A 25992-nucleotide genomic window follows, 5' to 3' on the forward strand; every position below is an offset into this window, starting at 1 on the left:
TTTATTAAAACCATTCAATTTCCGTACTTTTGCCAAATGCTATATGCTGTAACAGATTTAGAAACAACGGGTGGAAGTATTAAAAATTCCAAAATAACCGAGATTTCCATTTTCATCACTGATGGAGAAAAGATCTTGGACGAATTTACTTCACTTGTTAATCCTGAACAGCCTATCCCCTACTTTATCTCACAATTGACGGGAATCAATGACGATATGGTAGAAGGAGCTCCGAAATTCTACGAACTTGCTAAACAAATCATTGAATTTATTGGTGATGCAGTTTTTGTAGCCCACAATGTAGGCTTCGATTATAATGTACTCAGAAGTGAATACCGCTCATTGGGCTATGAATTTAGAACCAACCACTTGTGCACCGTTAAATCATCGCGTCAAATTATTCCTGGTTATGCATCCTATAGCTTAGGTAAAATCACTGATGAATTAGGAATCGATTTGGTCGGTCGACACCGTGCTCGTGGGGATGCTTTGGCCACTACGGAATTGTTTCATTTATTGTTCAGTAAAAATTATGAGTTACTCAATAGCTTTATTCAATCAGACATCATTCCCAAACATTTACACCCTGGACTAGACTTTGATGCTATTGAAGAAATTCCAAAACAAACAGGTGTTTATAAATTCTACGACGAAGAGAGTCGATTGATCTATATTGGTAAGAGTAAAAATATTCGCAGTCGAGTGCAGCAACATCTAAAGAACAATAAATCGAAAAAAGCCATCAATATGTCTAAGGAGATTGTTCGGGTGGAATATGATTTAACTGGTTCTGAAACAATTGCATTAATTCATGAGTCCAACCTAATCAAAAAGTACAAGCCTCAATTTAACAGGCAATTACGCAAGGACAAATATCCTTATGGACTCTATTCATTTGAAGATGGAAAAGGATACATCAACCTACACATTGATTTAATTAAAAACAGACAAGATCCAGCCATTACTACTTTTTCAAACCGAAAAGAAGGTGTTGGATTTTTAGAAAAAGCTGTTTTAGAATACCAATTGTGTCAAAAGCTTACGGGGTTGTACCCAAGTCAGTCCTCTTGTTTTCAATACCACACCAAAGAGTGTTTCGGGGCTTGTATTGCAAAAGAAGCGGCAACAGATTACAATCAACGTATTCAGCAATTGATTGATCAACTCAATTATGAATTAGACAACTTCTTTATCGTAGATAAAGGAAGAAACAAAGATGAATTGGCCTTGCTAATGGTAGAACGTGGCACATTTATCGGCTATGGATTTCTCCCCAAACAATACAACGACCAGTCAATAGAAACATGGAAAGAAGTCATCGACCACTACCAAGAGGACAGAGACATTCGCATGATCATCAACCGAACTATTCGCATTAAGAAAGGGATAGAAATCAGAAGATTTTAATTCACCGCCTGATCACTAAAATCCATCAACAAGAATCCTATTAAAATCTTATTCTCGCCACTCCAAACGCTGTTGAAATACTGTTAGCATCTTTTAAGAAGAAAGAAAGCGCATCTCTTGACGAAATTCCAAATTCATAAGCACCTCCTTTAAGAATAAAGTTAACGCCAACAGGAATATTGTGTTCATAAGCTCCGCCACCGAAGTAACCTGCACTTAATTGAAGCCATTTAATCGGACGAATATCTCCTCCGAAAGAAACAACGGCATTTTGCAAACTTCCAGGATTGTCTTTATTGAAAGGTGCAACTACGTCAAACCCAACATTTAATTTTTTATCAAACATCGCTATACTTCCCCCTAATCTAAAATTCGCAGGGTTAGATATCACAATTTCTTCTTGTTCTTCAAATCTTAATAATCCACCGACATCTGATAATTCATTCATGATTTCAGGGATTGCAGCATTGTCTAATCCTGGTAAACGATAAGTTCCAAGCAAAGTATCTTGCACCGAATAAGCATCACGTTTATACGTCACCGAACCAATGTTATTTACTGCAGCAGCCAAACGAATTTTATCAAAAAGGACAACACTTGCAGAAAAATCTAATCCAAAACCTTTTCCTACAGACTCAGGCATCACTCCACTATTGGATGAATTTTGACCAGTACCGAAATTAATATTGAAGAAAGGCGATACAGCAGCATTCACCGATAAGCCGTCATTATTTGAATCCATATCAAACATCGCAACAGACTGAATATAGCGTGCTCCAACACCTGCATACAAGGCAAATTTATCAGGATCACCTAATATTTTACGTCCATAACCTATGTTGAAATGTCTGTTCCAAAGAAATTTAACACGAGACCCTCTGGTTATATCACTAACCAATAAAGGATTGTTAATTTCACCATTAATAACTGCAGCTAGGGTATCGTTTGAAATATTTTCTCTATTCGAAATTGTTGTTGTATCACCATTCATTGCGATGGTCAAAGAATCAAAAACACTGCTCAACTTACCTCTAAAAATGATGTCTGTTGTCTGCTCATTCAACTGAGAAAACCAATCATAATGTTCATTCACCGAAAAAGCAATACCTCCAAACTTTTCAGATTGGTAAGACGCTCCAAACCAGTTAAAGCTAGCGTTTACAGCAATTCCAGATTCAGCATAATCTCCAGCAGCTTCTCTTTGCTGTTCGAAATTAAACCCATTCCCATTTCCGGTCATTTGATTTTTAATTCCCATCATCGCATTCTTTAAACGCGTTTTATCCAAGCTTGGACTCGAAATTCCCATAGAGAGTTCCGTTGTTCCGAAAGTGAATTTTTTATCTTCAAATCCAGAACCCCATCCAAGTGCAGAACTGTTGATTCCAAGTGAATGGTAATCTGTTAAAAATGTTGTTGCAACACCTTTTCCTACTGCGGTATACGCAATACCTTGAGTTTGAGAGTAGGCCATTGAACTCATCAATAGCATTACCAATCCTCCAAATATTTTAAACTTTTTCATGGTTTTTAAATTAAGTTATTCTAAATCTTTTCTTCTAATTAATACTAACGATTGATCTGTGAGTTCTTCCACAAAGTAAATATCGGCAAAACCGTCTAGACTGATGAATTTTAGTAGATTATCTTTTTCTATGTAAATCCATCTTTTAGGGCGGCTAGAGACAGAATTAAATCCGGAATTACAACCTGTGGTAAAAACAAATTCAATTGCTCCGTCTTCTCGCAGTGACCATTGGTGTTTTCCACAATCGTTTTGTCGACAATCAGGAGTTGAAGTTTGAAAAACCAAGGTATCTTCGGCATCTTCAATTTCTAAAGCATAACAGATTCTCCATGTTTTAACAAATTGATCATGTTTAAACACGGGGGGAGATTCTTGTCCTAAAGCGGAGAACAATGAATAAAGAACAGAAAAAAAGAGGAGTAGTAGATTTTTCATAGTTTAAAGATAGTGAATATTCAAAACTACCTAACGGAAAAATCATATAATTCGTTGGAAGGATATGTTTTTAATTTAAACTCTCCATTTTCCAAGACGCCATAGGTGTAGTATTTAAGCCAATCACCGAGATTAAAGTAAGTACTGTTATTTCCAAGTTCAATATTTAGTGGCAAGTGACGGTGTCCAAAAACAAAATAATCAACATGCTCTTTTTGAAGGACTTCCTTGGCATAAATAGCTAACCATTCTTGATCTTCTCCAAGGTATTTCTCATCTTCATCTCCAGTTGCTGCTCTACTTGAGCGAGAAAAATAATTAGCGATTCCTATTCCGAAATTTGGATGAAGTCGGGCAAAACACCATTGAAAAAACCGATTGGCAAATACTTTTTTTATGAATTTATAACCGTGATCTCCTGGTCCCAAACCATCACCATGTCCAATAAAGATCTTTTTACCTTGTGCTTCAAATACGAAAGGCGCTTTGTGCATGATAATGCCCAGTTCTTTTTCGTGATAGCCAAACATCCACATGTCATGGTTTCCTGTAAAAAAATGTACGGGAATTCCCCTATCGGTTAGCTCAGCAATTTTTCCTTGTAAACGAACAAATCCTTTTGGAATGGCATGTTTATATTCAAACCAAAAATCGAAAATATCACCTACTAAAAATATTGCTTCTGCGTCTTTACTGACTTCATCCAACCAGCGAACAATGAGTTTTTCACGTACTAAACTCTTTTCAGCGGTTGGAACACCAAGATGAAAATCTGAGGCAAAATATATCTTCTTACTTGATGTAGACATTGATTTAATTATTGATCAAACAATTCCTTGAGCGTGTTTGCTAATTCTTGTCCCCTTAAATTTGTTCCAATAACTTTACCCTCTCTATCGATAAGAACCGTAAAAGGTATAGAAGAAACTTTATAATCTTTGGCTGCAGAAGACTGCCAAAATTTTAAGTCAGACACATGCGCTTCCCATAAGAGTTCGTCTTGCTCAATCGCTTGCACCCATTTCTCTTTGGTTTTGTCTAAAGAAACTGAAAATACTTCAAATCCTTGATCATGATACGCTTTATACAAGTTTACAACATTAGGATTTTCTCTACGACAAGGTCCACACCAAGCCGCCCAAAAGTCAATTAAAACAACTTTTCCGCGGTAATCTGATAAACGAAGCGTGTCTCCTTCAGGATTCGGCAAGGCAATTTCTTTGGCCATATCTCCAGGGGCAATGGGTAGGCGCGCCAACATTTGAGCTTTGTTCACTCCATATTCTTTAATGATTCTTTGCACAGTTGGACTTTCACCAAAACCTTTTTCTAATGATTGTACTAACTGCTCATAAATTTCAAACTCTTGGTCAATGTTTACAGTAGACAATGCACCCACCAAGGCTGGTGAACTATTATTATTGTTAATGAATTGTGTACGTTGACTTATAAACTGCTGATAAGTTGACTGAAACTGTTGTTGAATTTCCTTCTTCTTATCTTGATTGGCTTGTAAGTAACGATTTGCTGAATCTAATTTTGCACGGTATTGAGCACTGACACGTAAAAACTCCAATAGTGCGGTGCTTGAAGCAGAATTTATAATGTTGGTGTGGTAAAATAGATTGCTCCCATCTCCATACACTTTAATAGTATCACTGCCTTCAACGATAATATTAATACTCTGTCCGTCCTCGAGCGATAAAACATAATAATCTTTATCCTTTAAGGTAATGGACTTTTCAAAAAATCCTTTTTCATCCATTTCCACAACAGCGATTTCAAGATTATTTTCACCATTATTTTGTAAAAGTTTTAGTGTATCGCTATCCGTGTTGAATATTTGTCCTTTTAGCACAAAAGAAAAATCCTCTTGAGCAAAAATGAAAGAAGTAAGTAAAGTAAATGTTAGAAATGTGATTAATCGTATCATAGTTTATTGTTTATTTTCCGAAGAGCTCTTGCAATTTCTTTTCCAAAGATGGTCCTCTTAATTTTTCTGCAATTATCTTTCCTTCTGGATCAATAAGAACAGTATGTGGAATTCCATTGAATTGATATTTTTGAACTACATCTGTTTCCCAACCTTGAAGGTCACTCACATGATAGTCCCAAATTAGTCCATCTGCTTCAATGGCTTTCATCCATTTTTCTTTGTCCTTATCTAAAGAAACACTGAAAATTTCGAATTTATCTCCTTTGTACTTATTGTATAGTCTTACCACATTAGGGTTTTCAACTCGACAAGGTCCACACCAAGATGCCCAGAAGTCTATCAAGACATATTTCCCACGTAAAGATGACAATTTCATTTCTTCCCCATCAGGATTGACCTTCGTGATTTCTGGAGCGATATTTTTCTCCTTGTAGTCTACATAATCATTTAGACTTTGCTCCAATTGCGCAACCTGAGAACCAATACTCACAGTCATTGGATGCTCGGGATACTTTTCTTCATAGGCTTTATGCAAAGTTTTAAGGACCTCGATGTTTTTCATATCGTAATTTTCAAAGCCCATCATTGGCATTAAATTCGTCATTAAAAGAATATGAGCGGGATTCCCTGGATCTTTTTTAATTTCTTTTACAATGTAGCGATCCATTGGTTCTTTTTTCTCCATGACCATTTCAATCAACTCCTCTTGCGGGTATTGTTGAGGGTTAACAAGAGTCATTTGCCAATCAACAAACTTTCTCATCTCAGCCATATATCCATTTAAAGGGGCGGCCCAATTGGTTCCTTCATAAACTACAGAGCGGTTAAATTCATTAAAATCCAATTGAAGCGTCAATTCATCTTCTGGCACTAAAGTAAGCGGAATAACTTTTGGTTCCTGTCCTTGTTGTACCACTTCATCAACCCTTAATTGATAAAGTCCCATCGCTTCAATTGCACCATCCAACTGGAAGCTCCCATCCGCATTCGTTACAGTTTTACTGATCAAAATTGGACCCCTGTCGGTATTTGCTTCAAGTAATAAAGTGGCATTACCACCATTATTAACGGTACCATTTATTGACACATTAGGAGTTGCGTTTGGATCTTTAATCATCTTACCTGAATCCTCTTTTGCGGAAGTTTCTACCGATTCCGTTTGGGGTTTGGTTGTTTCATCTTCTGAACCACAGGCCAAAAACAAAGTGCTTAATGCTAAAACGTAAATACTTTTCTTCATCATATTAAATCTCATCTAAAAGTTGGCGCATCAATTTGTTGGCAGATTTCGGGTCAGCTTTTCCACCTGATGCTTTCATTACTTGTCCCATAAAAAACCCAACCAATTGCTTTTCGCCATTCTTATAACGTTCAGCTTCTACTGGGTGTTGTTTTATGACCTCTTTAATTACAGCAGAAATTGAATCTTCGTCACTGTCTTGAATTAAATTCAAGTCTTCAGCTATTTTTTTTGCTGATCCATTCGGCGTTTCAAGCAATGCTGGGAAGATTTTCTGTCCCGCTACAGTATTCGAAACAAAACCACCGTCGATAAGTTCAATCAATTCAGCTATTTTTTTTGCTTCAATAGGAAACTCTTCAATGGTCTTCCCTTGCTGATTCAAATAAGAACGAATTTCTCCATTCATCCAGTTTGAAGCGGACTTATAATTTTTAGTATGTTTAATTATCGCTTCAAAATATTCAGCGAAGGGTTTGGTTGAGATAATATTCGTTGCATCGTAATCCGACAACTTTAATTCTTCGGTATACTTTTTATATAATGCTTTTGGCAACACAGGCATTTCTGCTTTAATTGCTGCGACTTGCTCTTTCGATACATGCAAAGGTTGCAGGTCAGGCTCTGGGAAAAAGCGATAATCATTCGCATCTTCTTTTGTTCGCATAGAAATGGTACGCATATTCACAGCATCAAAAGAACGTGTTTCTTGATCAATGACCTCTCCTTTTTCTAGTAATTCAATGTGGCGATCAATTTCAAAATTAATTGCACGTTGAACATTTCGCATAGAGTTCATGTTCTTCACCTCTACTCTTCTCCCATAGGTTTTGGCTCCTTTTTTACGAACAGAGATATTGGCATCACAACGCAAGTTTCCCTCCTCCATGTTACCATCACAAATTTCTAAGTAACGCACCAATTGACGAATTTCTGTCAGGTAGACATAAGCCTCATCACCACTACGCATATCAGGCTCCGTTACGATTTCAAGCAAGGGAGTTCCTGCACGGTTCAAGTCCACAAGTGTATCATAAACATCTACATCGTGAATACTTTTTCCGGTATCTTCCTCCATGTGAATCCTAGTGATTCCAACATATTTAGTTGTACCATCCTCCATTTGAAGGTCTATTTTCCCATTCGCACATATTGGCGTTTTATCTTGGGTAATTTGATACCCTTTCGGTAAATCTGGGTAATAATAGTTTTTTCTATCGAAATACTGATTTTCTGCAATCTCACAATTCAAAGCCAATCCCAATTTAATGGCATACTCAATTGTTTTCTTATTCATCTTTGGGAGTGTCCCAGGATGACCTAAAGTGATTGCACTCACATTTGTATTTGGTCGTGCTCCATACTCATTTGCGTCGCTGGAGTACGCTTTGGTTTTCGTTAACATCTGGGCATGAACCTCCAGTCCAATTACCGCTTCGTATGTTGCTTTTACCTCCTCTGATACCATCTATTTTCTAAAAATGTATTAAACTCTTGCGATTAATTCTTTGATAATCTTGGTCATTTTTGGTTCTGTTTGATTTGCTACATCAATAACGTCTTGACCTGAAACTTTTACAATTTTTCCTTCTACGCCTAAATCAGTAATGATAGAGACAGCAAAACACGGGATTTCCATATGTCGTGCTACAATAATCTCGGGAACTGTAGACATACCGACAGCGTCTGCTCCTAAAATTCGAATCATTTTATATTCTGCTGGTGTTTCTAAGGTTGGACCTGTTAATCCTGCATAAATCCCTTTAGAAACATGGATATCTAACTCTTTTGCAATTTGCTCAGCAAGTTCAATCATACCAACATCATAAGCATCGCTCATATCAGGAAAACGAGGACCTAATTCGTCAATATTTTTTCCAATTAAGGGGTTTCCAGGGAAAAGATTAATATGATCATTAATGAGCATGATTTCACCAATTTCTTGATTTGGATTAACTCCACCAGAAGCATTACTCACCACTAATCGCTCAATCCCTAAAGCATTCATAACACGAACAGGGAAAGTACATTGTTGCAAAGTATATCCTTCATAATAATGAAAACGACCTTGCATGGCCATCACTTGTTTTCCACCCAACTCTCCGAAAATCAATCTACCGCTATGTCCTTCAACTGTTGATACAGGGAAGTGAGGAATATCTTCATACGAAATAGAGTTCGTGATGTTGATTTCATCCACCAATCCTCCAAGCCCAGTTCCTAAAATGACTCCTATTTGTGGTTTCACCTCAGTTTGGGACTGAAGGTATTTTACTGCATCATTGATTTGTGTTAACATAGCTATATATTTTCTTTAGTAATTTATTTTCATCTTCTATTTTCACAGTCATTGCTTGATAATACCAAGGATAGGACTGAATATTTGTTTTTATTTTTGAATTCATTAATCGCACAGCGTCTTTCTCGGTTGTTACAATTATTTTTTCAGCAGAGGCAAAGTTACCAAATAATTTGTGAATTTTCTCAATATCCTTCACTGTGTAATCGTGATGGTCCCCAAACTTTAAATGGGTGACCTTTGAATACTGTTTCAGGTGAGAAATTAACGGTTGTGGATTTCCAATTCCCGTCACCAAAAGAATCTCTTTAGGGGCTGAAGTCACTGTTTTATCTTCCAAATGAACCAGATTACCATAAGTAATTGAAGAAAAGAAAATGGGAACAGTAGACTTCAATTTTAATCGAGAAACAAACTTCTTTTTTCTCGTTTCACTAAGGTTGCTTGGGGATTTTGTAACAATAACCACATCTGCACGGTGTTTTCCCCAACGAAACTCACGTAATCGTCCTGCTGGCAACACAAAATCTTTAAAAAAGGGCTTATTGAATTCTGTGAGTAAAATATTGCAATCTCTGTGAATGTACCGATGTTGGTAAGCATCATCTAAAACAATGACTTCCGTTTCGGGATGCTTTGCTAATAATTGCTTAGCCCCTTCTACCCTTTTTTCACAAACAGCCACTTCCACTTTTCCTTCGAATTTCTGAGCATAATTTAATGCTTCATCTCCAACCTTATTTACTTCCGCATTGGCGTTGACTTTAACAAATCCTTTTGATTCTCGACCATAACCTCTTGAAAGCACAGCCGTTTTATATTTTTTGGACAAGGCGTTGAGTAAAAACTCAACATGAGGTGTTTTTCCTGTTCCTCCTACAGATAAATTCCCCACGGAAATCACAGCCGAACCCACCTCAGTCACCGGCTTAATGTTCTTATCAAACAGTCCATTCCTTATCATCATGACACAGCCATAAATCAAGGAAAAAGGAAGTAATATCATCCGCAGAATAATCATTGGGTTAAAAATAGAAAAATCTTGTTGATTAGCTAAGTTTCGCTTGCCAATATTCATAGGTCTTCATCTCTCCCGTATCAAGTTTAATATCGAAGGATAGTTTGTAGGCTTTTTCGATTTCTAATTCAACTTCATTTTTAAAAATGTTTCCTGCATAAACAAATGTGTGGTATTCTCCATTTTCACCACAAACATCAACATCTATGGGTAGGTTATTTATTAATTCTGGAGTTAGATCTTGACCAATATAAGATTCATCTAATTTATCGGCTTGGGTAGTGATAATTTTTGCTTTGAGTCCTGAGTTTAAGAATGTCTGAATGGTTTCCTCTGGAGAATTGCTCCAAATCGGCTCCACTACTTCAATTCCATGCGGATTCAGTTTACTTTCTCGGTAAGTTCTGATTTCATCTAAATATAAATCTCCAAATATGAAATGTTTTACTCCCTTACGTTTAAAATATTCAACTGCTTGGAGCATTTTGTGCTCATAATCGCCTGGGGATTTATTAATGAAGATGGGATACAATTCTATTCCAATCGCCTTTGCTTGTTTTTCCATTAAAGTCAGTGGAACTGAATGTGCAGATGAACTTTCGTCGGCTTCATTAAAAGTAGTTAACAAAGCGATGACCTCAAATTTATTTTCTTGAAATACTTTTTGAAGCGCCAAAGCGGAATCCTTTCCACCACTCCAATTGAAAACGGCCTTTGGTTTTTGCATTGTTTGTTTTTGGTGTAAAAGTAGTGTTTAATTGTATTGAATAATATGTGCAGGTTGATTAAACGGATTAGAGAGATGAAAGATATACTGTTCAGATCACCTAATTTCCAGTTTAATCTTGGTAAAGTTAATACACATCCTCCCCAACTTGGGAAACCACAGAATCACAAACAAAGCTCAAAATATATCGTAAAAACAAAGTTTTAAGTTTATTTCAAAGCTACTGTAAAGGTCTTCCCAAGTCTTTCCCAACTTGGGCCTATAATCTTCAATTATTCAGCTTTAACATTGAATAATTATTAAATTTGCATTTTAAACACAAAAGTAAATTCAATGAAAGAAACTGCGCTATCACAAGTACATGCAGAGTTAGGAGCTAAGATGGTTCCTTTTGCTGGTTATAATATGCCTGTTACCTATGCAGGATTAAAACATGAACACGAAGTTGTAAGGACAAAAGTGGGTGTTTTTGATGTTTCTCACATGGGTGAGTTTTTCGTAAGGGGTGAAAATGCAGAGGCTTTACTTCAAAAAGTAACAAGTAACGATGTAAGCAAGCTTGTTGTTGGAAAGGCACAATACTGTTATTTGCCAAACAATGAAGGGGGAATTATTGATGATTTAATCATTTACAAAATTGCCGATCAGGAATTTATGTTGATTGTAAACGCTTCTAACATTGAAAAAGATTGGAATTGGATTTCTTCTCAAAATGATGTTGGTGCAGGATTAGTCAATGAATCTGATGAATGGAGTATCTTAGCCATTCAAGGTCCGAAAGCTGCTGAAGCAATGCAATCTTTAACTTCAGTTGATTTAAAAGCAATGAAGTTTTATTCTTTTGAAATCAATGAATTTGCAGGAGTTCAAGACGTAATCATTTCTGCAACTGGATATACCGGAAGCGGAGGATTCGAAATCTATGTTAGAAACAAGGACATCAAACAAGTTTGGGATAAAGTTTTTGAAGCTGGAAAAGCTTTTGGAATTGAACCAATCGGTTTAGGTGCACGAGATACTTTGCGTCTAGAAATGGGATACTGTTTGTATGGTAACGATATTGACGATACAACTTCACCTTTTGAAGCGGGTCTTGGATGGATTACCAAATTCACAAAAGAATTTATCAACAGTGAGGCTCTAAAAGCTGAGAAAGAAGCGGGAATTAAAAACAAATTGGTTGGATTTGAATTAATTGACAAAGGTGTTCCACGTCAAGGATATCCTATTTTAAATGCAGAAGGAGAAGAAATTGGACGAGTAACCTCAGGTACAATGTCACCTTCGCTCAACAAAGCAATAGGAATGGGCTATGTTCCTGTTGAATTGGCTACAGAAGGAAGTGAAATTTATATCGGTGTTAGAAATAAGTCCCTGGCAGCAAAAGTTGTGAAAACTCCTTTTTATAAAGGCTAATTTTTATTCGCATATCATATTGAAGAGAGGACTGCAGAAATGTGGTCCTCTTTTTTGTTATTCATCGGATGAACAAATATTTATCCCTAATTCCCAACAATGGGTCTTGATCCGTCTTGATTCCAGAAAACGAGTCACAAAAAAAGGTCAGACTATTGCCTGACCTTCTTGTTTATTAATGAATCTAATTTTTTTAGGTACTACTTAGTTCAACTTTAGAAATTACACATTCGTCACAATCTTTAATTTCTCCGTTGTATGTTTCACGGTATTTATGGATTGTCTGAATTGGAATTCCCATGAAATGTCTTTGAATACGTGTAACTTGCGTACAAAGTCGACCCATGTTAGGGTGATACCTATTTTCTAATTTACTTTTTCTTACTGTTCTTATTAGTCTGATAACTCAATGTATTGTGATTCGGTGGCAATATAAGGGTTATAATACTCAAACTCAAAAATTTTTACGGAATTCTAGAAAAATCGTGAAAATTTTAAGTTTTTTTAATGAAAAACGTAAAAATTAGATAAAAAAAGAGGTCATTTAAAAAAATGACCTCTTCTACGAAACGTACTTTTTATGATCAAGTATCGATTGAACCCATTACTCGTTCCATGAATTTCTTTGCCGCATCTCTTTGAGGAATTCCTTCCTCTCTCATCATTTTATTGACTTCGATTGCGCCGTACATATTGGAAAGTAATTCTCCAATTACGTCAAGTTCTTCATCCTTCATAGAAGAAAGTTCTGTGAGATTTTCTAATGTTTCAATTGTTTCATGAACGAAATCCTCATCATTCTCTTCTATAAAAGTGGATAAGTGTCTAATTACTGGTAGTCTCATCGATAAAAGATTTTAATACTTCTGTTTTGTTCGTTTGTGTTTGCTGAATTAATTCTCCATTTTTGAAAGCTGCGAACGTAGGTAAATTATCTACTTTTGCTAACTTTCTAGACTCTGGATTCTTTTCAGCGTCGATTACGATAAACTTTACATCATCATGATCCTGGGCAAATTTCTTAAACTTCGGCTTCATGATTCTACAGTTTCCACACCATCCGGCTGAATACTGTACGAGAACAACTCCATCTCCGGAGATCTCCTCATGTAAAGTATCTGTTGATAACTCTACATATGCCATAACTATACTGATTTTAAATATTCAGCAGTACCTTTAGCATCTGCACTCATTGCTTTACTTCCTTCTTCCCAGTTTGCTGGACAAACCTCTCCATGCGTTTGTACGTGAGAATAAGCATCAATCAAACGGAGGTATTCGTTAACGTTACGTCCAACAGGCATGTGGTTAATTCCTTCGTGGAATACCAATCCGTCTTCATCAATTAGGTAAGTTGCACGGTACGTTACGTTGTCTCCTTCTACGATGAATGAATCTGTTTCTTCGTTGTATGTTTCGTTTTGGATATCCAAAATTCCTAACATGCTTGATAGGTTACGGTTTGAATCTGCCAAAAGTGGGTAAGTTACACCTTCGATTCCTCCGTTATCTTTTGCTGTACTTAACCATGCAAAGTGAACTTCTGGAGTATCACATGAAGCACCAATTACGATAGTGTTTCGGTCTTCGAACTCTTTCAATTTTGCTTGGAAAGCGTGAAGCTCTGTTGGACATACATAAGTAAAGTCTTTTGGGTACCAGAATAACAATACTTTTTTCTTGTTTTTCTTTGCTTCTTCTAATACATTAATTTTAAATGTATCTCCCATTTCATTCATTGCATCCACTTGGATGTCTGGAAAAGTTTTTCCTACAATTGCCATAATAATTTATTTTTTTTGGTTAATAATTTTCTGCTATGAAGATAATAATATTTAAGTCTTGAAAAGTTAAATTTCTTCAATTTTCTAACCTACTCTATCCTTATCAACACTACAAATATAAGCCTTCTTTTCCCATTGTTTTTATCAATTATTATTATATTTACATAAATTTTATCTATATGATTTCACCTGTTCAACTTTCTTACATTTTTGCATTGCTCAAACACAAGAACTTTCAACGTGCTGCCGATGCTTGTCATGTTACCCAACCGACTTTATCAATGCAGCTAAAAAAAGCAGAAGAAGCCATTGGCTTTAAAATAATTGATAGGGATACCAATCCAATATCATTGACTTACTCAGGAAAACAATTATTTCCAGTACTTTCTTCTATTCAATCTGCCTATGATGAATTGGAAATAAAAGTTCAAAAATTAAAAGGAACGTATAAAGCAGAAATCAGGATTGGAATCATTCCCACAATTTCCAATTATTTAGTGCCAGAATTATATGCCAAATGGCAAGATCAAATTGGGGATGTTCATTTGGACATCAGTGAACTGACTTCTCCGAATTTATTGGAAGCTTTAAAAAACAAAAACATAGATTTAGGAATTATGGCTGGTCCTGTTGAAGATCTTTCATTGGATCAACAAATACTTTACAATGAAGAGATATTCATATACGCTCCCACTATTAAAGGAAAGGAAATTCAAATTGAAGAATTGGAACACGAGCATCCATGGCTATTGAGTGAAGGTAACTGCTTAAGAACACAAATGATAAATTTCTGCAAATTAGACCAAAAAACTCAATCTGAATGGAATTATGAAGGTGGAAACCTACATTTATTGACTAAAATGGTGGAACAAGAAGGAGGATACACTTTAATCCCTTCCTATTATCTTCCTTATTTAAATTTAGAACAACAACACATAAAAAGAATTAAGCACCACACTCCTATTCGACAAATTGTTGGGTTACACCTTAAGCGCAATACCAAAAAGGAAGATATTGTAAAGATTATGCGCATTATTCAACGCAGTAAGAATGTTGGTCAAAAGGAATTAACCAATGTTGAATTGCTCCCCTGGGATATATAACGTTTCATGAGGACTTACATTGATTCGCGAAGATTCTAGGGCGAGAAAAATTAAAAAAAGTCAAGCAGAAACGAAGAAAAATATTATTTTAATAGTCAAATCAAAAACAACATATGGAAATTAAAAAATATTACGACCTTGTTATCAACAAAGTAACCCATTGGACAGAAGACTTAGTGGTTATGCTACCCAACTTCGTCCTCGCTATTATTGTCATGGTACTCTTTGTTTTTTTAGGAAAACTTAGTAAAAGCATCATCAGTAAAGTCCTTTTCAAAACCCTAAATAACAGGTCGCTTTCTTCCTTGATTTCTAGAATAATCTACTTGATTGTACTCACCATTGGAGCTTTTGCTGCTTTAAGTTTGATGAACTTAGATAAAACAGTAACTTCACTCCTAGCTGGTGCGGGGATCTTAGGATTAGCGCTTGGTTTTGCATTTCAAGATATTGCCACCAATTTTATTGCAGGATTTTTTATGGCTGCAAAACGTCCTTTCAAAATCGGACAGGTTATTCATTGCGAAGGTCACAGTGGTATAATTAAACACATTGGTATCCGTACAACTGAAATCGCTTCGTTTCAAGGCCAAGAAATCATCATCCCCAACAAGTTGCTCTTTCAAAACCCATTGATCAACGATTCTGAAAATGTTTATAAACGTATTGACCTAGAAGTTGGTGTTTCCTACGGTGAAGATTTAGAACGTGTAAGAGACATTACAATTGATGCAGTAAAAAACATTCCTAACATTCAAAAAGATAAAGAAATATCCTTGTTTTATAAAGAATTTGGTGGAAGTTCAATCAATTTCACCATTATGATTTGGGTAGAATTTAAAAGTCAGCTAGAGTTCCTAAATAGTCAAAGTGAGGCGATAATCGCCATCAAAAAAGCTTATGACAGTGAAGACATCATGATTCCGTTCCCCATTCGCACATTGGATTTTGGGATTAAAGGAGGAGAAAAACTAAATGAAGTGTTGCCAAAACAGTAATTCAAATTTCGGATTATATTTTGTGACAAGTCCTATTTCACGAACTGACTTTAATCATTTTTAATTCTTTGAAATAAGGCGATATTTGCACTTGAAAGACCAAGAGATTCACCGCACTTGACGTTGAATGATTTGGTAAAAAAATAAGTCGTTATGTTAAGTGAAAAAATCATCAACAAGTATAATATTTCAAGTCCTCGATACACCTCCTATCCAACCATTTTAGATTGGAACAGGATGGAGTTTACAGCAGACGAATTTGCACCTATATTCATAAAAGCGGAGCAAAATAAAAACCACAGCACAAGTGTTTATGTTCACCTTCCTTTTTGCGAAAGTTTATGTACTTTTTGCGGATGTCACAAGCACATTACCAAACAACATAGCGTTGAAGCACCTTACATCGATGCCGTAATTAAAGAATGGCAGATGTACGAAAAACTCAATGGTGGAAGTATTCAAGTGGATGAAATTCATTTGGGAGGAGGAACACCAACCTTCTTTGCAGCTGCGCAATTGAAAAGATTAATCGAAGCAATTAATATAAAAACAGGGCCAGATCCTTTGTTTAGTTTTGAAGGACATCCTAATCACACAAGCGATGAACAATTAAAGACTTTACACGACTTGGGATTCAGACGGGTGAGTTTTGGAGTACAATCCTACAGTCCGGTGGTTCAAAAAGCCATTAATAGAATCCAACCCTTTGAAAAAGTGAAAGAAGTTACCGAAAATGCAAGAAAAGCAGGCTTTACTTCTATTAGTCACGATTTAGTTTTTGGACTTCCTATGCAAACGATGGAGGACATGATGGATACGATTGCCAAGACCATAGAATTGAAGCCAGATGCCATTTCTTTGTATTCATACGCACATGTGCCATGGGTAAAAGGAACAGGTCAACGTGGATTTTCTGAAGAAGATTTACCTTCTGGTGACGAGAAAAAAGCCTTGTATGATCAATCCAAGAAACAATTATTAGCACAGGGCTATGTTGAAATAGGAATGGATCATTTTGCCTTACCGACGGATATGTTAGCCAAAGCGTTACGGGGTGGAGCATTAAACAGAACTTTTATGGGGTATACAACCAACACCACCGACCGCATGATTGGACTAGGCGCTTCTGCCATTTCAGAATACGGTTTTGGATATGCTCAAAATGTAAAAAGTACCCGTGCTTATCATGGTAAAATTGACGCCAATGAATTGCCTATTTTTAAAGGTCATGTACATTCGGAGACAGACGCAACATTAAAAGAACATGTGACACAACTCATGTGTCAATTTAAAACTAACTTTGCTAACGATGAATGGATGAAAAGTCATGTTGCTGAATTCAAGGACATCTTAGATGAATTTCAAAAAGACGGCATCATTACATGGAATGAAAATGAAATAATTGTTACAGAGGACGGAAAACCATTTTCACGAAATGTTTGCATGACTTTAGATCCCTACGCGAATGGAATTCCGACACAAGGTAGATTTAGCAAATCCGTTTGAGTCAACAATTGTGTTCATCAAATGAAAAACTGAGAATAGTTTTAAAATGATTTTCTGTAGTTTATGACAGAATTAATAAAATTTCAAGTTGTTTAAATTATGGGGTGCTATCACTGTGGAGATAAGATAATTGGGAAACCCATTTCTAAAGATGACAAAGATTTTTGCTGTACTGGGTGCTTGGCTGTTTATGAAATATTAAGCGATAATGGACTCGATCAATTCTATGAATTCAACCAACAAAGTGGAATTAAGCCCAATTCAGAGGGAAATGCAAAATATACTGCCTTAGATGTCCCTGAAATTTTTAATGATTTTATTGAATTTCAGAATGACGAATTATACATTGTTACTTTTTTCTTACCTGCAATTCATTGTAGTTCTTGCATTTACTTGCTCGAAAACTTACAAAAACTCAATTCAGACATCATTTCAAGCGAATCCAACTTTACCGCTAGAACGCTTACTTTAAGTGTGAAAAAAGACCGAAAACTATCTGAAGTTGCTGCATTATTGGAAAGTATTGGCTATAAACCCGAACTTCGAAAAGGAAAAGAAAAAACAAGTAGTTACGACAAAAAATTACTTTTACAATTAGGGGTCGCTGGGTTTGCCTTTGGAAATGTGATGTTATGGTCCGTTCCTGAATATTTAGGGCTAGATGAAATGTTTGAGGATTTTAGAAACTTTTCCGCCTACCTTACTTTGTTGGTTTCTATTCCTGTCCTGTTCTACTCTGCTTCTCCTTACTTTATTTCTGCATATACTGCACTAAAAACCCGTCAGTTAAACTTAGACATTCCTGTAGCCATTGGAATTTTAGTACTTTTCATCAAAAGTTCAAGCTCTATTTTAATGCAAGAAGGGTCTAGTTATATGGATTCTTTCACAGGATTTGTGTTCTTTCTTTTGATTGGGAAATGGTTTCAATCGAAAACTTATCGTAACATGTCATTTGACAACGATCCAAAAGCTTACTTTCCATTAGGTGTTCACCGATTGAATAAAGTGACACAGGAAGAAGAAGTAGTTAAGATAGAATCCATAGAAAAAGATGATTTACTTAAAATATTCAATGAAGAAATAATTCCTTGTGATGCTGAATTAATTTCCGATAAAGCTGTTATCGACACTAGCTTTATTACTGGAGAAGCAGCCTTAGCGACATTAAAGTCGGGAGATAAAATCTACGCAGGAAGTAAACTCATAGGTTCTGCCATTCAGGTTAAAGCTTTAAGTACAACCAGCAGGAGTAAATTCGCCAGTATTTGGAACAAATCAGCGAAAACGACAAAGTCAATTGTTCAAAATCGTGAAAACCTTTTAAGTAAATATTTCTTAATTATTGTTGGGATTCTCTCAATTTCAGCAGCAATTACTTGGTCTTTTATTGATCCAAGCCGCATTTTAGAAATTGTTACTGCAATTCTTGTAGTCGCCTGTCCTTGTGCCTTAGCTATTTCTTTTCCATTTGTTTATGGGAATGCCTTGCGAAAATTAGGGAGATCTGGACTCTACTTTAGAAACAGTCACGAAATTCAAAAAATGAATCAGGTGAATCACATAGTTTTTGATAAGACAGGAACCCTGACCAAAGACAGAATTGAAGGTGTAGATTATGAGGGAGAAAGCTTAACGCTGACCCTAATGGGACAAGTTTATGCACTTACGCGACAATCGACCCATCCGTATTCAAAGAGCATAACTCAGTATTTGGAAAGTTTTGTTGAACAAGTAGACGACATTATAGACTACGAAGAAGTTTCTGGTCAAGGTGTTCAAGCCAAAACACTGAATGGAGATCTTATTCGTGTTGGAAATGCTCAATTTACGAATGCAACAAATATTTTCAACGACAGTGGAAGTTACTTAAGTGTAAATGATAAAACGTATGGATTCTTTAGGTTTCAGTCTCAGTTGAGAGAAGGAATTATTGAGGAAATCAACCGTCTACAAAAACATTATAAGGTAAGCTTACTTTCTGGTGATCGGCCAACGGACAAAGTCTTATTCGAGCATTTGGAAAAGCCCATCGACATGTATTTCGACCTCTCCCCAACAGATAAAAAGGATCACATTATCAATTTCAACGAATCAGGTGATGTTGTTGCATTTATTGGAGACGGTTTAAACGATTCTGAAGCTTTAGAAGAAGCGGAATTAGGCATTAGTGTTTCCGAAGATGAATTCAGGTTTACACCAAAATGTGACGCCATCATTGAAAGCAATAAAATTAATAACCTGAGGAGTTTCTTTAAGTTTGGACTTCATGCGAAGCGAGTTTTACGAATTTGTATGTATTTTTCACTCACTTACAACACCTTTGGAATTACATTCGCATTTTTGGGTTATGTCACTCCACTTTTTGCCGCTATTTTGATGCCCATCAGTTCAGTAACCATTGTTCTATTGAGTACCTTATTGATTCAACCCTACAAAATCAGGTAATTAAAATTTCCTAACTGATATTTGAGGTATTGTTACTATATTTGGGAACCAATAAAATAAAACTATGGCAAATACATCAGATATCAGAAACGGACTCTGTATTAATCTAAATGGAAAACTATCCACTATTATTGAGTTTCAACATGTAAAACCAGGAAAAGGTCCTGCTTTTGTAAGAACAAAATTGAAAGAAATAGAGTCTGGAAAAACACTAGACCATACATTTTCTGCTGGACATAAAATTGATGTAGTTCGTATTGAAAAAAGACAATACCAATTCCTTTATGTAGAAGAAGGTGTAGGGTATCACTTTATGAATACTGAAAACTACGAACAAGTATTAATTCCACCACATTTGATTGAAAACCCTTTGTTTTTACGTGAAGGAATGATTTGTGACATTACTTTTCATGCAGAAGAAGAGAATCCATTACTTGTAGATTTACCGATGTACATTGAGGCAGAAGTGACCTATACTGAGCCTGGTATCAAAGGTGATACTGCAACTAACACTTTCAAACCAGCGACAATTGATACGGGTGCCGAGATTCGTGTCCCATTGTTTATCGATACAGGAGAGAAAATTAAAATCAATACTGAAAAAGGAGAGTATGTTGAAAGAGTAAAATAAATGCTCTTTTATTCAATCCATTGAAAGCCCCGACAATAAGTCGAGGCTTTTTTTTATTTTTATGAGTTATGGAAAAACTAGTATTAATTCACGGAGCTTTAGGTGACCCCAAAGAGTTTGAAGCAATTGTTCCTTCATTGGAGAAAACTTATGAAGTACACTCTTTTGAAATTCCACATCATGGAAATTACAAAGACTCAAAAGTGCCATTTGAAATCAATGCCTTGGTCATAGATTTTCTGAAATTCCTTAGAAAAATTGGTCCAAGCTATATCTATGGATTTAGTTTAGGTGGATATATTGCAATTGCTGCTGCACAAATAGACGAGTCTAACATCAAGGGAATTGTAACCCAAGGTACGAAGTTGGACTGGACCGTTGAGAATGCCAAAAAAGAAACAGCAACCTTGACAGTTGACTTTCTTCAATCACAAGCGGAAGGATTTTACAACTATCTTGTTGCGTTACATGGTGAATATTTACCTCAATTATTGAAGAAAACTGCTGATTTCATGACTTTATTGGGTGAAAATCCAATAGTTTCGAAAGAAAGTGTTCAAAACATAACCATTCCTGTTCGTTTTACAAGAGGAGGTAAAGACCGAATGGTAAGTGAAGCCGAAACGCGTGTAATTTGTCAAGCAATACCCAACGGAAGATATTTTGAAGTGCCTCATATGATTCATCCCATTGGATTTATTGCTTCAAAACATATTTCAAGACACATAACTGTTCAACTCAATAGTTTGAATTATCAGTGGGCCTCTACCCCATTCGGAGAAATGGCTTATCAAATCATTGGTAAAATAGAGAATAAATCAGAACCAGTAGTCTTGTTTCTTCATGAAGCTATAGGTTCAATTGGACAATGGCAAAACTTCCCCACTCATCTTTGTGATGAATTAAATCTTCCCGGGATTGTCATTGAATTTCCTGGATATGGATTTAGTCAAGCCGAGGAGAAAACAAGAGACGCCAACTACCTTCATGAATTTGCTTTAGAATATCTACCTGCTTTTCTTGAAGCAATACAACTGACGAAGCCTTTGTTGATTGTTGGACATTCAGACGGAGGCACCAATGCTTTACTTTACAGTTCAAAGTATCCTTCCAATGTAAAAGGCATCATCACCATGGCCGCGCATTACATCAACGAAGCCCAAACCAAAGCAGGGATTCAGCCTGCAATTGACGCTTGGAATGCTGGTAAGCTAAAAGGTTTGGAGTATTATCATGGAACAAAAACGGAACGTTTGTTTTTTGCATGGGCCAAAACTTGGTTACAAGCTGACTTCCACGATTGGGATATTTCCAAGGACATAAAAGGGAATACTGTTCCGGCATTAATCATACAAGGAAGCGAGGATCAATACGGAACAGATGCACAAGTGAATGATATTGTTGAACTTTTAGTCAACGCAAAACCTTATTTTATTCCATCTTGTGGACATGCCCCACACTTAGAAAAGGAAGAAGAAGTTATCGATGCAGTCAAAACATTTTGGTCAGTTCTCTAAACTTCACTTATTATATAAAGAAAAAAGCTCAGACCTTACGGCCTGAGCTTTTTTAATTTCATGACACCTTATTAGGTATCGATTGTTGCGTATTTTGCATTTTTCTCGATGAAATCTCTACGAGGTGGAACATCATCTCCCATTAACATAGAGAAAATCTGGTCTGCTTCAGCGGCGTTATCGATAGTCACTTGACGAAGCGTTCTAAACTCTGGATTCATTGTAGTATCCCAAAGCTGAGTTGCATTCATTTCCCCAAGACCTTTGTAACGTTGAACACCAACTGAACTTCTTGGAGCATTTCCTCTAAGTTTATCAATAATTACATCACGTTGGTCATCATTCCATGCATACTCTTGTTTTGCACCTCTTTTCAATAAGTAAAGTGGTGGAGTAGCGATATATACATAACCTTGATCAATCAATTCTTTCATATAACGGAAGAAGAAAGTCAAAATAAGCGTTTCAATGTGCGCCCCATCGACGTCGGCATCACACATAATCACAATCTTATGATATCTTAATTTTTCTGTATTCAATGCTTTGGCATCTTCTTCAGTACCTACCCTTACACCAAGTGCGGTATAGATATTTTTGATCTCATCGTTTTCAAAGATTTTGTGTTGCATTGCTTTTTCAACGTTCAAAATCTTACCACGCAAAGGCATAATTGCTTGGAAATTTCTATCACGACCTTGTTTAGCAGTACCTCCTGCCGAATCTCCCTCGACAAGGAACACTTCACAAAGCGCTGGATCTTTCTCGGAGCAGTCCGCCAACTTACCTGGCAAACCACTTCCTGACATTACACTCTTACGTTGTACCATCTCACGTGCCTTACGCGCAGCGTTTCTTGCACGCGCAGCGATAATGATTTTTTCAACGATTTTCTTGGCATCTGCTGGGTGTTCCTCAAGATAGTTGGTCAACATTTCCGAAACTGATTGAGAAACTGGAGCTTGAATCTCTCTGTTTCCTAACTTTGTTTTCGTTTGACCTTCGAACTGAGGTTCTGCAACTTTCACAGAAATAATTGCAGTTAACCCTTCACGGAAGTCATCCCCTGCGATTTCAATTTTCTCTTTAGATAATAAGCCAGATTCATCTGCATATTTCTTCAAAGTAGTGGTTAAACCACGACGGAAACCAGTAAGGTGCGTACCTCCCTCATGCGTGTTAATATTATTTACATAAGCAAGAATATTTTCTGTATAAGAGGTGTTGTACATCATTGCTACTTCGACTGGAATACCATCTTTTTCACCTTCCATGTAGATTACCTCTTCGATAAGCGCTTCTCTACTTTTATCAAGAAACTTTACGAATTCTCTTAACCCTCCTTCAGAATGGAATTTTTCAGATGGAAATTTACCCTCTTCATCTTTGGAAGCTTCTCTTTCATCAGTAATAGTAATAGTCAAGCCTTTATTCAAGAATGCTAATTCTCTCATACGGGCTTTTAAAGTATCATAATTATAATGTACTTCGTCAAAAATTGTTGGATCCGGACTAAATGTTACAATAGTACCAGACTTGTCAGTTGTTCCAATTTCTTTTACATCGTATTGTGGAACACCGATTTTATATTCTTGCTGAAAAATCTTACCGTCTCTATGAACAACAGCTGATAAATCAGTAGAAAGTGCGTTCACACATGAAACCCCAACTCCGTGAAGTCCTCCTGAAACTTTATAAGTATCTTTATCGAACTTACCTCCTGCATGCAGGACGGTCATTACGATTTCTAGTGCCGATTTATTTTCTTTTGTATGAATCGCCGTTGGAATACCACGTCCATTATCTTCAACAGTAATCGAATCACCTTCATTGATGGTCACACGAATGGTGTCACAATGACCTGCCATCGCCTCGTCAATGGAGTTGTCAATCACCTCATACACCATGTGGTGTAATCCCTTGTTCCCTACGTCACCAATATACATGGCAGGACGCTTTCTAACCGCCTCGAGCCCTTCTAATATCTGTATATTATCCGCGGAATAATCTTCTCTATTCTTTTCAGTTTCACTCATTTGTTTACAAATAAATTAAAATTGTAATTCTTTGTCTCGATAAAACTTGAGACAATAGCAAATATACGAAATTAAGCACGATAAATGAGGCTGATTTAAAGGTTTTTCAACGGGGTTATTAACAATTTAAGTTTATTCTATGGTAATTATCAACAGGGCAATTTTCCCACACCAAAAACCACTCTGTATTCACTTTTATTTAACCATTAAAAATCTAAATCTACCTCTCCTTTACTTTTCATTTTATTGAGTTCAGAAAAGGACAAATACAAATAGGAAATAATCACTACGAGTGAAAGAGGTTTGTAGTAAAAGTTTAAGCGGGCAATGGAAACATTGAATAAATAAGCAACAAGAAAACCGAAAAACAATGTAGAGAGTACCAATGTGACCATCTTCCTTTGATTAGATAATGGTTTAGCGAATAAAAGATTCAACAGCAAACTGATTAGAATCCATACCACCAGGCAAAGTGAAATCCAGAAGAAATATCCAGTAGCACCAAAAGCAAACAACAATACCAATCCACTTAAAAGGGTTGCTCCCTGAATCACAACATCTATCAACTTAAAGTTATACATGATCCAATGGTTTTTCGCCATAATGGTCATCCCAATCCCTTACCTGTGGGTCACCTAGCTTACCTACCGATTTTGCAATAATCATAGAGACTGCTGCATCACCTGTAACATTAACTGTTGTTCTCAGCATATCCAAAGGACGATCAATGGCGAAAATTAAAGCCAATCCTGCTTCGGGGATTCCTGCTTGGGCCAAAACAATGACCAACATCACCATTCCTGCTCCAGGAACAGCCGCCGAACCGATACTGGCCAAGGTTGCTGTAGCGATGATTCCCAATTGAGCATAGAGGTCGAGATCCATTCCAAAAACTTGTGCAATAAAAATGGCTGCGACAGCTTGGTATAAACTCGTTCCGTCCATGTTTATGGTTGCTCCAATGGGTAAAACAAAACTTGTGACTTCTTCCTTAACTCCAAGATGTTCTTCCACCCTTTCCATGGTTACAGGAAGTGTAGCAGCCGAAGAACTGGTACTAAAAGCCAACAATTGTGCTGGCGAAATTCCATTCAAGAAAAATTTTGGCGTTTTTCTGGTAAAAACATAAACCAATAAAGTATAGATAATAATCATCAAGAGCAAACCAATCACAACACTGATGGCATACCAAAATAGTCCAACAAACAAATCCTGACTTGGTGATTCTACAACAAGTCCAGCCATTAATGCAAAAACTCCAATGGGCGCTACCAGCATAATTAAATCAATGAGTTTAAGAATGACTTCATTAAACCCGTCGAAAAAAGCTTTAACCGGTGCCGATTTATCATCAGAAATTAATATCAAACCAATTCCAAAGAAAATGGCAAAAACGATTACCTGAAGCATATTTCCATTGTCAGTAGCTGCTGCAAATATATTGTCTGGAATTAAATCTTCTAATGCCCTAAGTGGGCCACTTTCTTTTTGTTCAGAAGCTGATTTTATTTTCTCTTGCGCTTTACCGCTATAATTCTCTAATAAAACATCTCTGGTTTCACTACTGATAGTTTTTCCTGGTTGAACAATATTCACAATAATCAAACCTATTGAAACAGCAATGATTGTTGTCGCTAGGTAAGTCATGATTGTTCTCAGTCCCATTTTGGACAACTTCGAAATATCCTTTAAATCGGAGACTCCTTTTATCAAGGAGCCTAAAATCAATGGCACTGCAATTAATTTTAATGCATTGATAAACATATTTCCAAAAGGCTTAATCCAATGGCGTACAAAAAGTTCTGCTTTATTAATTGGAGTCTCTTCACCATTCACCAAATAGGTGGTCATTGAACTTCCCCAAGAAGTACTCAAAAGAAGTAAACTAAAAACAACACCAAGTGCCATTCCGATTAAAATCTTCCAATGTAAAGCAAGTTTCTTTTTCTTTCTCTCAGACATAGTT

General features: G+C 36.4%; 23 protein-coding genes. 8 read left to right on the top strand and 15 right to left on the bottom strand.

All coding sequences use genetic code 11. The annotated features are described in order from the left end of the window. The first annotated feature begins 36 nt into the window (after positions 1 to 36). Positions 37 to 1407 carry an exonuclease domain-containing protein gene (locus ACN0U3_RS11405; RefSeq protein ID WP_417266314.1) on the top strand — a complete coding sequence of 457 codons (1371 nt, stop codon included), beginning with the start codon at positions 37 to 39 and terminating at the stop codon, positions 1405 to 1407. Positions 1408 to 1447: 40 nt separating this feature from the next. Here the strand turns inward: ACN0U3_RS11405 and ACN0U3_RS11410 are convergent, their stop codons facing one another. Genes ACN0U3_RS11410 through ACN0U3_RS11450 form a run of 9 tightly spaced genes read right to left on the bottom strand, consistent with a single transcriptional unit; the run spans position 1448 to position 10590 of the window. Continuing rightward, positions 1448 to 2932, bottom strand: coding sequence for a DUF5723 family protein (locus ACN0U3_RS11410; RefSeq protein WP_417266315.1), 1485 nt, complete (start codon positions 2930 to 2932; stop codon positions 1448 to 1450). 15 nt (positions 2933 to 2947) lie between these two features. Continuing rightward, positions 2948 to 3370, bottom strand: coding sequence for a hypothetical protein (locus tag ACN0U3_RS11415; protein WP_417266316.1), 423 nt, complete (start codon positions 3368 to 3370; stop codon positions 2948 to 2950). A 26-nt stretch (positions 3371 to 3396) separates the two neighbouring features. Next, the gene (locus ACN0U3_RS11420) at positions 3397 to 4179 is read right to left on the bottom strand and encodes a UDP-2,3-diacylglucosamine diphosphatase (RefSeq protein WP_417266317.1); all 783 of its coding nucleotides are present in this window, start codon (positions 4177 to 4179) and stop codon (positions 3397 to 3399) included. 8 nt (positions 4180 to 4187) lie between these two features. Continuing rightward, entirely contained in the window at positions 4188 to 5303 is a 1116-nt protein-coding gene (locus tag ACN0U3_RS11425) for a TlpA family protein disulfide reductase (RefSeq protein ID WP_417266318.1), read from the bottom strand. A gap of 10 nt (positions 5304 to 5313) precedes the next feature. Next, positions 5314 to 6546 carry a TlpA family protein disulfide reductase gene (locus ACN0U3_RS11430; RefSeq protein WP_417266319.1) on the bottom strand — a complete coding sequence of 411 codons (1233 nt, stop codon included), beginning with the start codon at positions 6544 to 6546 and terminating at the stop codon, positions 5314 to 5316. 4 nt (positions 6547 to 6550) lie between these two features. Further along, positions 6551 to 8014, bottom strand: coding sequence for an Asp-tRNA(Asn)/Glu-tRNA(Gln) amidotransferase subunit GatB (gene gatB, locus ACN0U3_RS11435; RefSeq protein WP_417266320.1), 1464 nt, complete (start codon positions 8012 to 8014; stop codon positions 6551 to 6553). An 18-nt stretch (positions 8015 to 8032) separates the two neighbouring features. Continuing rightward, positions 8033 to 8845: a purine-nucleoside phosphorylase gene (locus ACN0U3_RS11440; protein ID WP_417266321.1), complete on the bottom strand. Its 813-nt coding sequence runs from the start codon at positions 8843 to 8845 to the stop codon at positions 8033 to 8035. Beyond that, on the bottom strand, positions 8826 to 9923 hold the full coding sequence (gene lpxK / locus ACN0U3_RS11445) for a tetraacyldisaccharide 4'-kinase (RefSeq protein ID WP_417266322.1): 1098 nt from the start codon (positions 9921 to 9923) through the stop codon (positions 8826 to 8828). Before lpxK ends, ACN0U3_RS11440 begins: the two co-directional genes overlap by 20 nt. Continuing rightward, the gene (locus ACN0U3_RS11450; RefSeq protein WP_417266323.1) at positions 9895 to 10590 is read right to left on the bottom strand and encodes a diphthine--ammonia ligase; all 696 of its coding nucleotides are present in this window, start codon (positions 10588 to 10590) and stop codon (positions 9895 to 9897) included. The genes lpxK and ACN0U3_RS11450 overlap by 29 nt, the downstream gene beginning before the upstream one ends. A gap of 333 nt (positions 10591 to 10923) precedes the next feature. Between ACN0U3_RS11450 and gcvT the strand changes: the two genes are divergently transcribed. Further along, positions 10924 to 12006, top strand: a complete 1083-nt coding sequence (gcvT, locus tag ACN0U3_RS11455; protein ID WP_417266324.1) for a glycine cleavage system aminomethyltransferase GcvT — start codon at positions 10924 to 10926, stop codon at positions 12004 to 12006. Between the two features lie 584 nt (positions 12007 to 12590). Here gcvT and ACN0U3_RS11460 read toward each other — a convergent pair. The 3 genes from ACN0U3_RS11460 to ACN0U3_RS11470 are packed head-to-tail and all read right to left on the bottom strand — an operon-like array spanning position 12591 to position 13790. After that, complete coding sequence (locus tag ACN0U3_RS11460) at positions 12591 to 12851, bottom strand: DUF6952 family protein (protein WP_417266325.1); 261 nt, start codon at positions 12849 to 12851, stop codon at positions 12591 to 12593. Continuing rightward, complete coding sequence (locus ACN0U3_RS11465) at positions 12832 to 13149, bottom strand: thioredoxin family protein (RefSeq protein ID WP_299207326.1); 318 nt, start codon at positions 13147 to 13149, stop codon at positions 12832 to 12834. The genes ACN0U3_RS11460 and ACN0U3_RS11465 overlap by 20 nt, the downstream gene beginning before the upstream one ends. 2 nt (positions 13150 to 13151) lie before the next feature. Further along, on the bottom strand, positions 13152 to 13790 hold the full coding sequence (locus tag ACN0U3_RS11470) for a peroxiredoxin (protein WP_417266326.1): 639 nt from the start codon (positions 13788 to 13790) through the stop codon (positions 13152 to 13154). 179 nt (positions 13791 to 13969) lie between these two features. Between ACN0U3_RS11470 and ACN0U3_RS11475 the strand changes: the two genes are divergently transcribed. The 6 genes from ACN0U3_RS11475 (at position 13970) to ACN0U3_RS11500 (ending at position 21993) form a co-directional block, all read left to right on the top strand. Beyond that, positions 13970 to 14893: a LysR family transcriptional regulator gene (locus tag ACN0U3_RS11475; protein ID WP_417266327.1), complete on the top strand. Its 924-nt coding sequence runs from the start codon at positions 13970 to 13972 to the stop codon at positions 14891 to 14893. 113 nt (positions 14894 to 15006) lie between these two features. Further along, positions 15007 to 15891 (top strand): mechanosensitive ion channel family protein, encoded by an 885-nt coding sequence (locus tag ACN0U3_RS11480; RefSeq protein WP_417266328.1) that lies wholly within the window; start codon positions 15007 to 15009, stop codon positions 15889 to 15891. A 153-nt stretch (positions 15892 to 16044) separates the two neighbouring features. After that, on the top strand, positions 16045 to 17397 hold the full coding sequence (hemN, locus tag ACN0U3_RS11485) for an oxygen-independent coproporphyrinogen III oxidase (protein WP_417266329.1): 1353 nt from the start codon (positions 16045 to 16047) through the stop codon (positions 17395 to 17397). A gap of 99 nt (positions 17398 to 17496) precedes the next feature. Then, positions 17497 to 19845, top strand: a complete 2349-nt coding sequence (locus ACN0U3_RS11490) for a heavy metal translocating P-type ATPase (protein WP_417266330.1) — start codon at positions 17497 to 17499, stop codon at positions 19843 to 19845. A 64-nt stretch (positions 19846 to 19909) separates the two neighbouring features. Then, positions 19910 to 20476 (top strand): elongation factor P, encoded by a 567-nt coding sequence (gene efp, locus ACN0U3_RS11495; RefSeq protein WP_299207308.1) that lies wholly within the window; start codon positions 19910 to 19912, stop codon positions 20474 to 20476. Positions 20477 to 20544: 68 nt separating this feature from the next. After that, entirely contained in the window at positions 20545 to 21993 is a 1449-nt protein-coding gene (locus ACN0U3_RS11500) for an alpha/beta fold hydrolase (protein ID WP_417266331.1), read from the top strand. Between the two features lie 71 nt (positions 21994 to 22064). Here the strand turns inward: ACN0U3_RS11500 and gyrB are convergent, their stop codons facing one another. The 3 genes from gyrB to ACN0U3_RS11515 all read right to left on the bottom strand — a co-directional run bounded on the left by gyrB (position 22065) and on the right by ACN0U3_RS11515 (position 25988). Then, complete coding sequence (gene gyrB, locus ACN0U3_RS11505) at positions 22065 to 24026, bottom strand: DNA topoisomerase (ATP-hydrolyzing) subunit B (protein WP_417266332.1); 1962 nt, start codon at positions 24024 to 24026, stop codon at positions 22065 to 22067. A 206-nt stretch (positions 24027 to 24232) separates the two neighbouring features. Then, entirely contained in the window at positions 24233 to 24607 is a 375-nt protein-coding gene (locus tag ACN0U3_RS11510) for a hypothetical protein (protein ID WP_299207298.1), read from the bottom strand. Next, the gene (locus ACN0U3_RS11515; protein WP_417266333.1) at positions 24600 to 25988 is read right to left on the bottom strand and encodes a dicarboxylate/amino acid:cation symporter; all 1389 of its coding nucleotides are present in this window, start codon (positions 25986 to 25988) and stop codon (positions 24600 to 24602) included. Before ACN0U3_RS11515 ends, ACN0U3_RS11510 begins: the two co-directional genes overlap by 8 nt. Positions 25989 to 25992: the final 4 nt, after the last annotated feature.

The organism is Brumimicrobium sp., assembly GCF_048268645.1.
Taxonomy (GTDB): domain Bacteria; phylum Bacteroidota; class Bacteroidia; order Flavobacteriales_D; family Crocinitomicaceae; genus Brumimicrobium; species Brumimicrobium ulvae.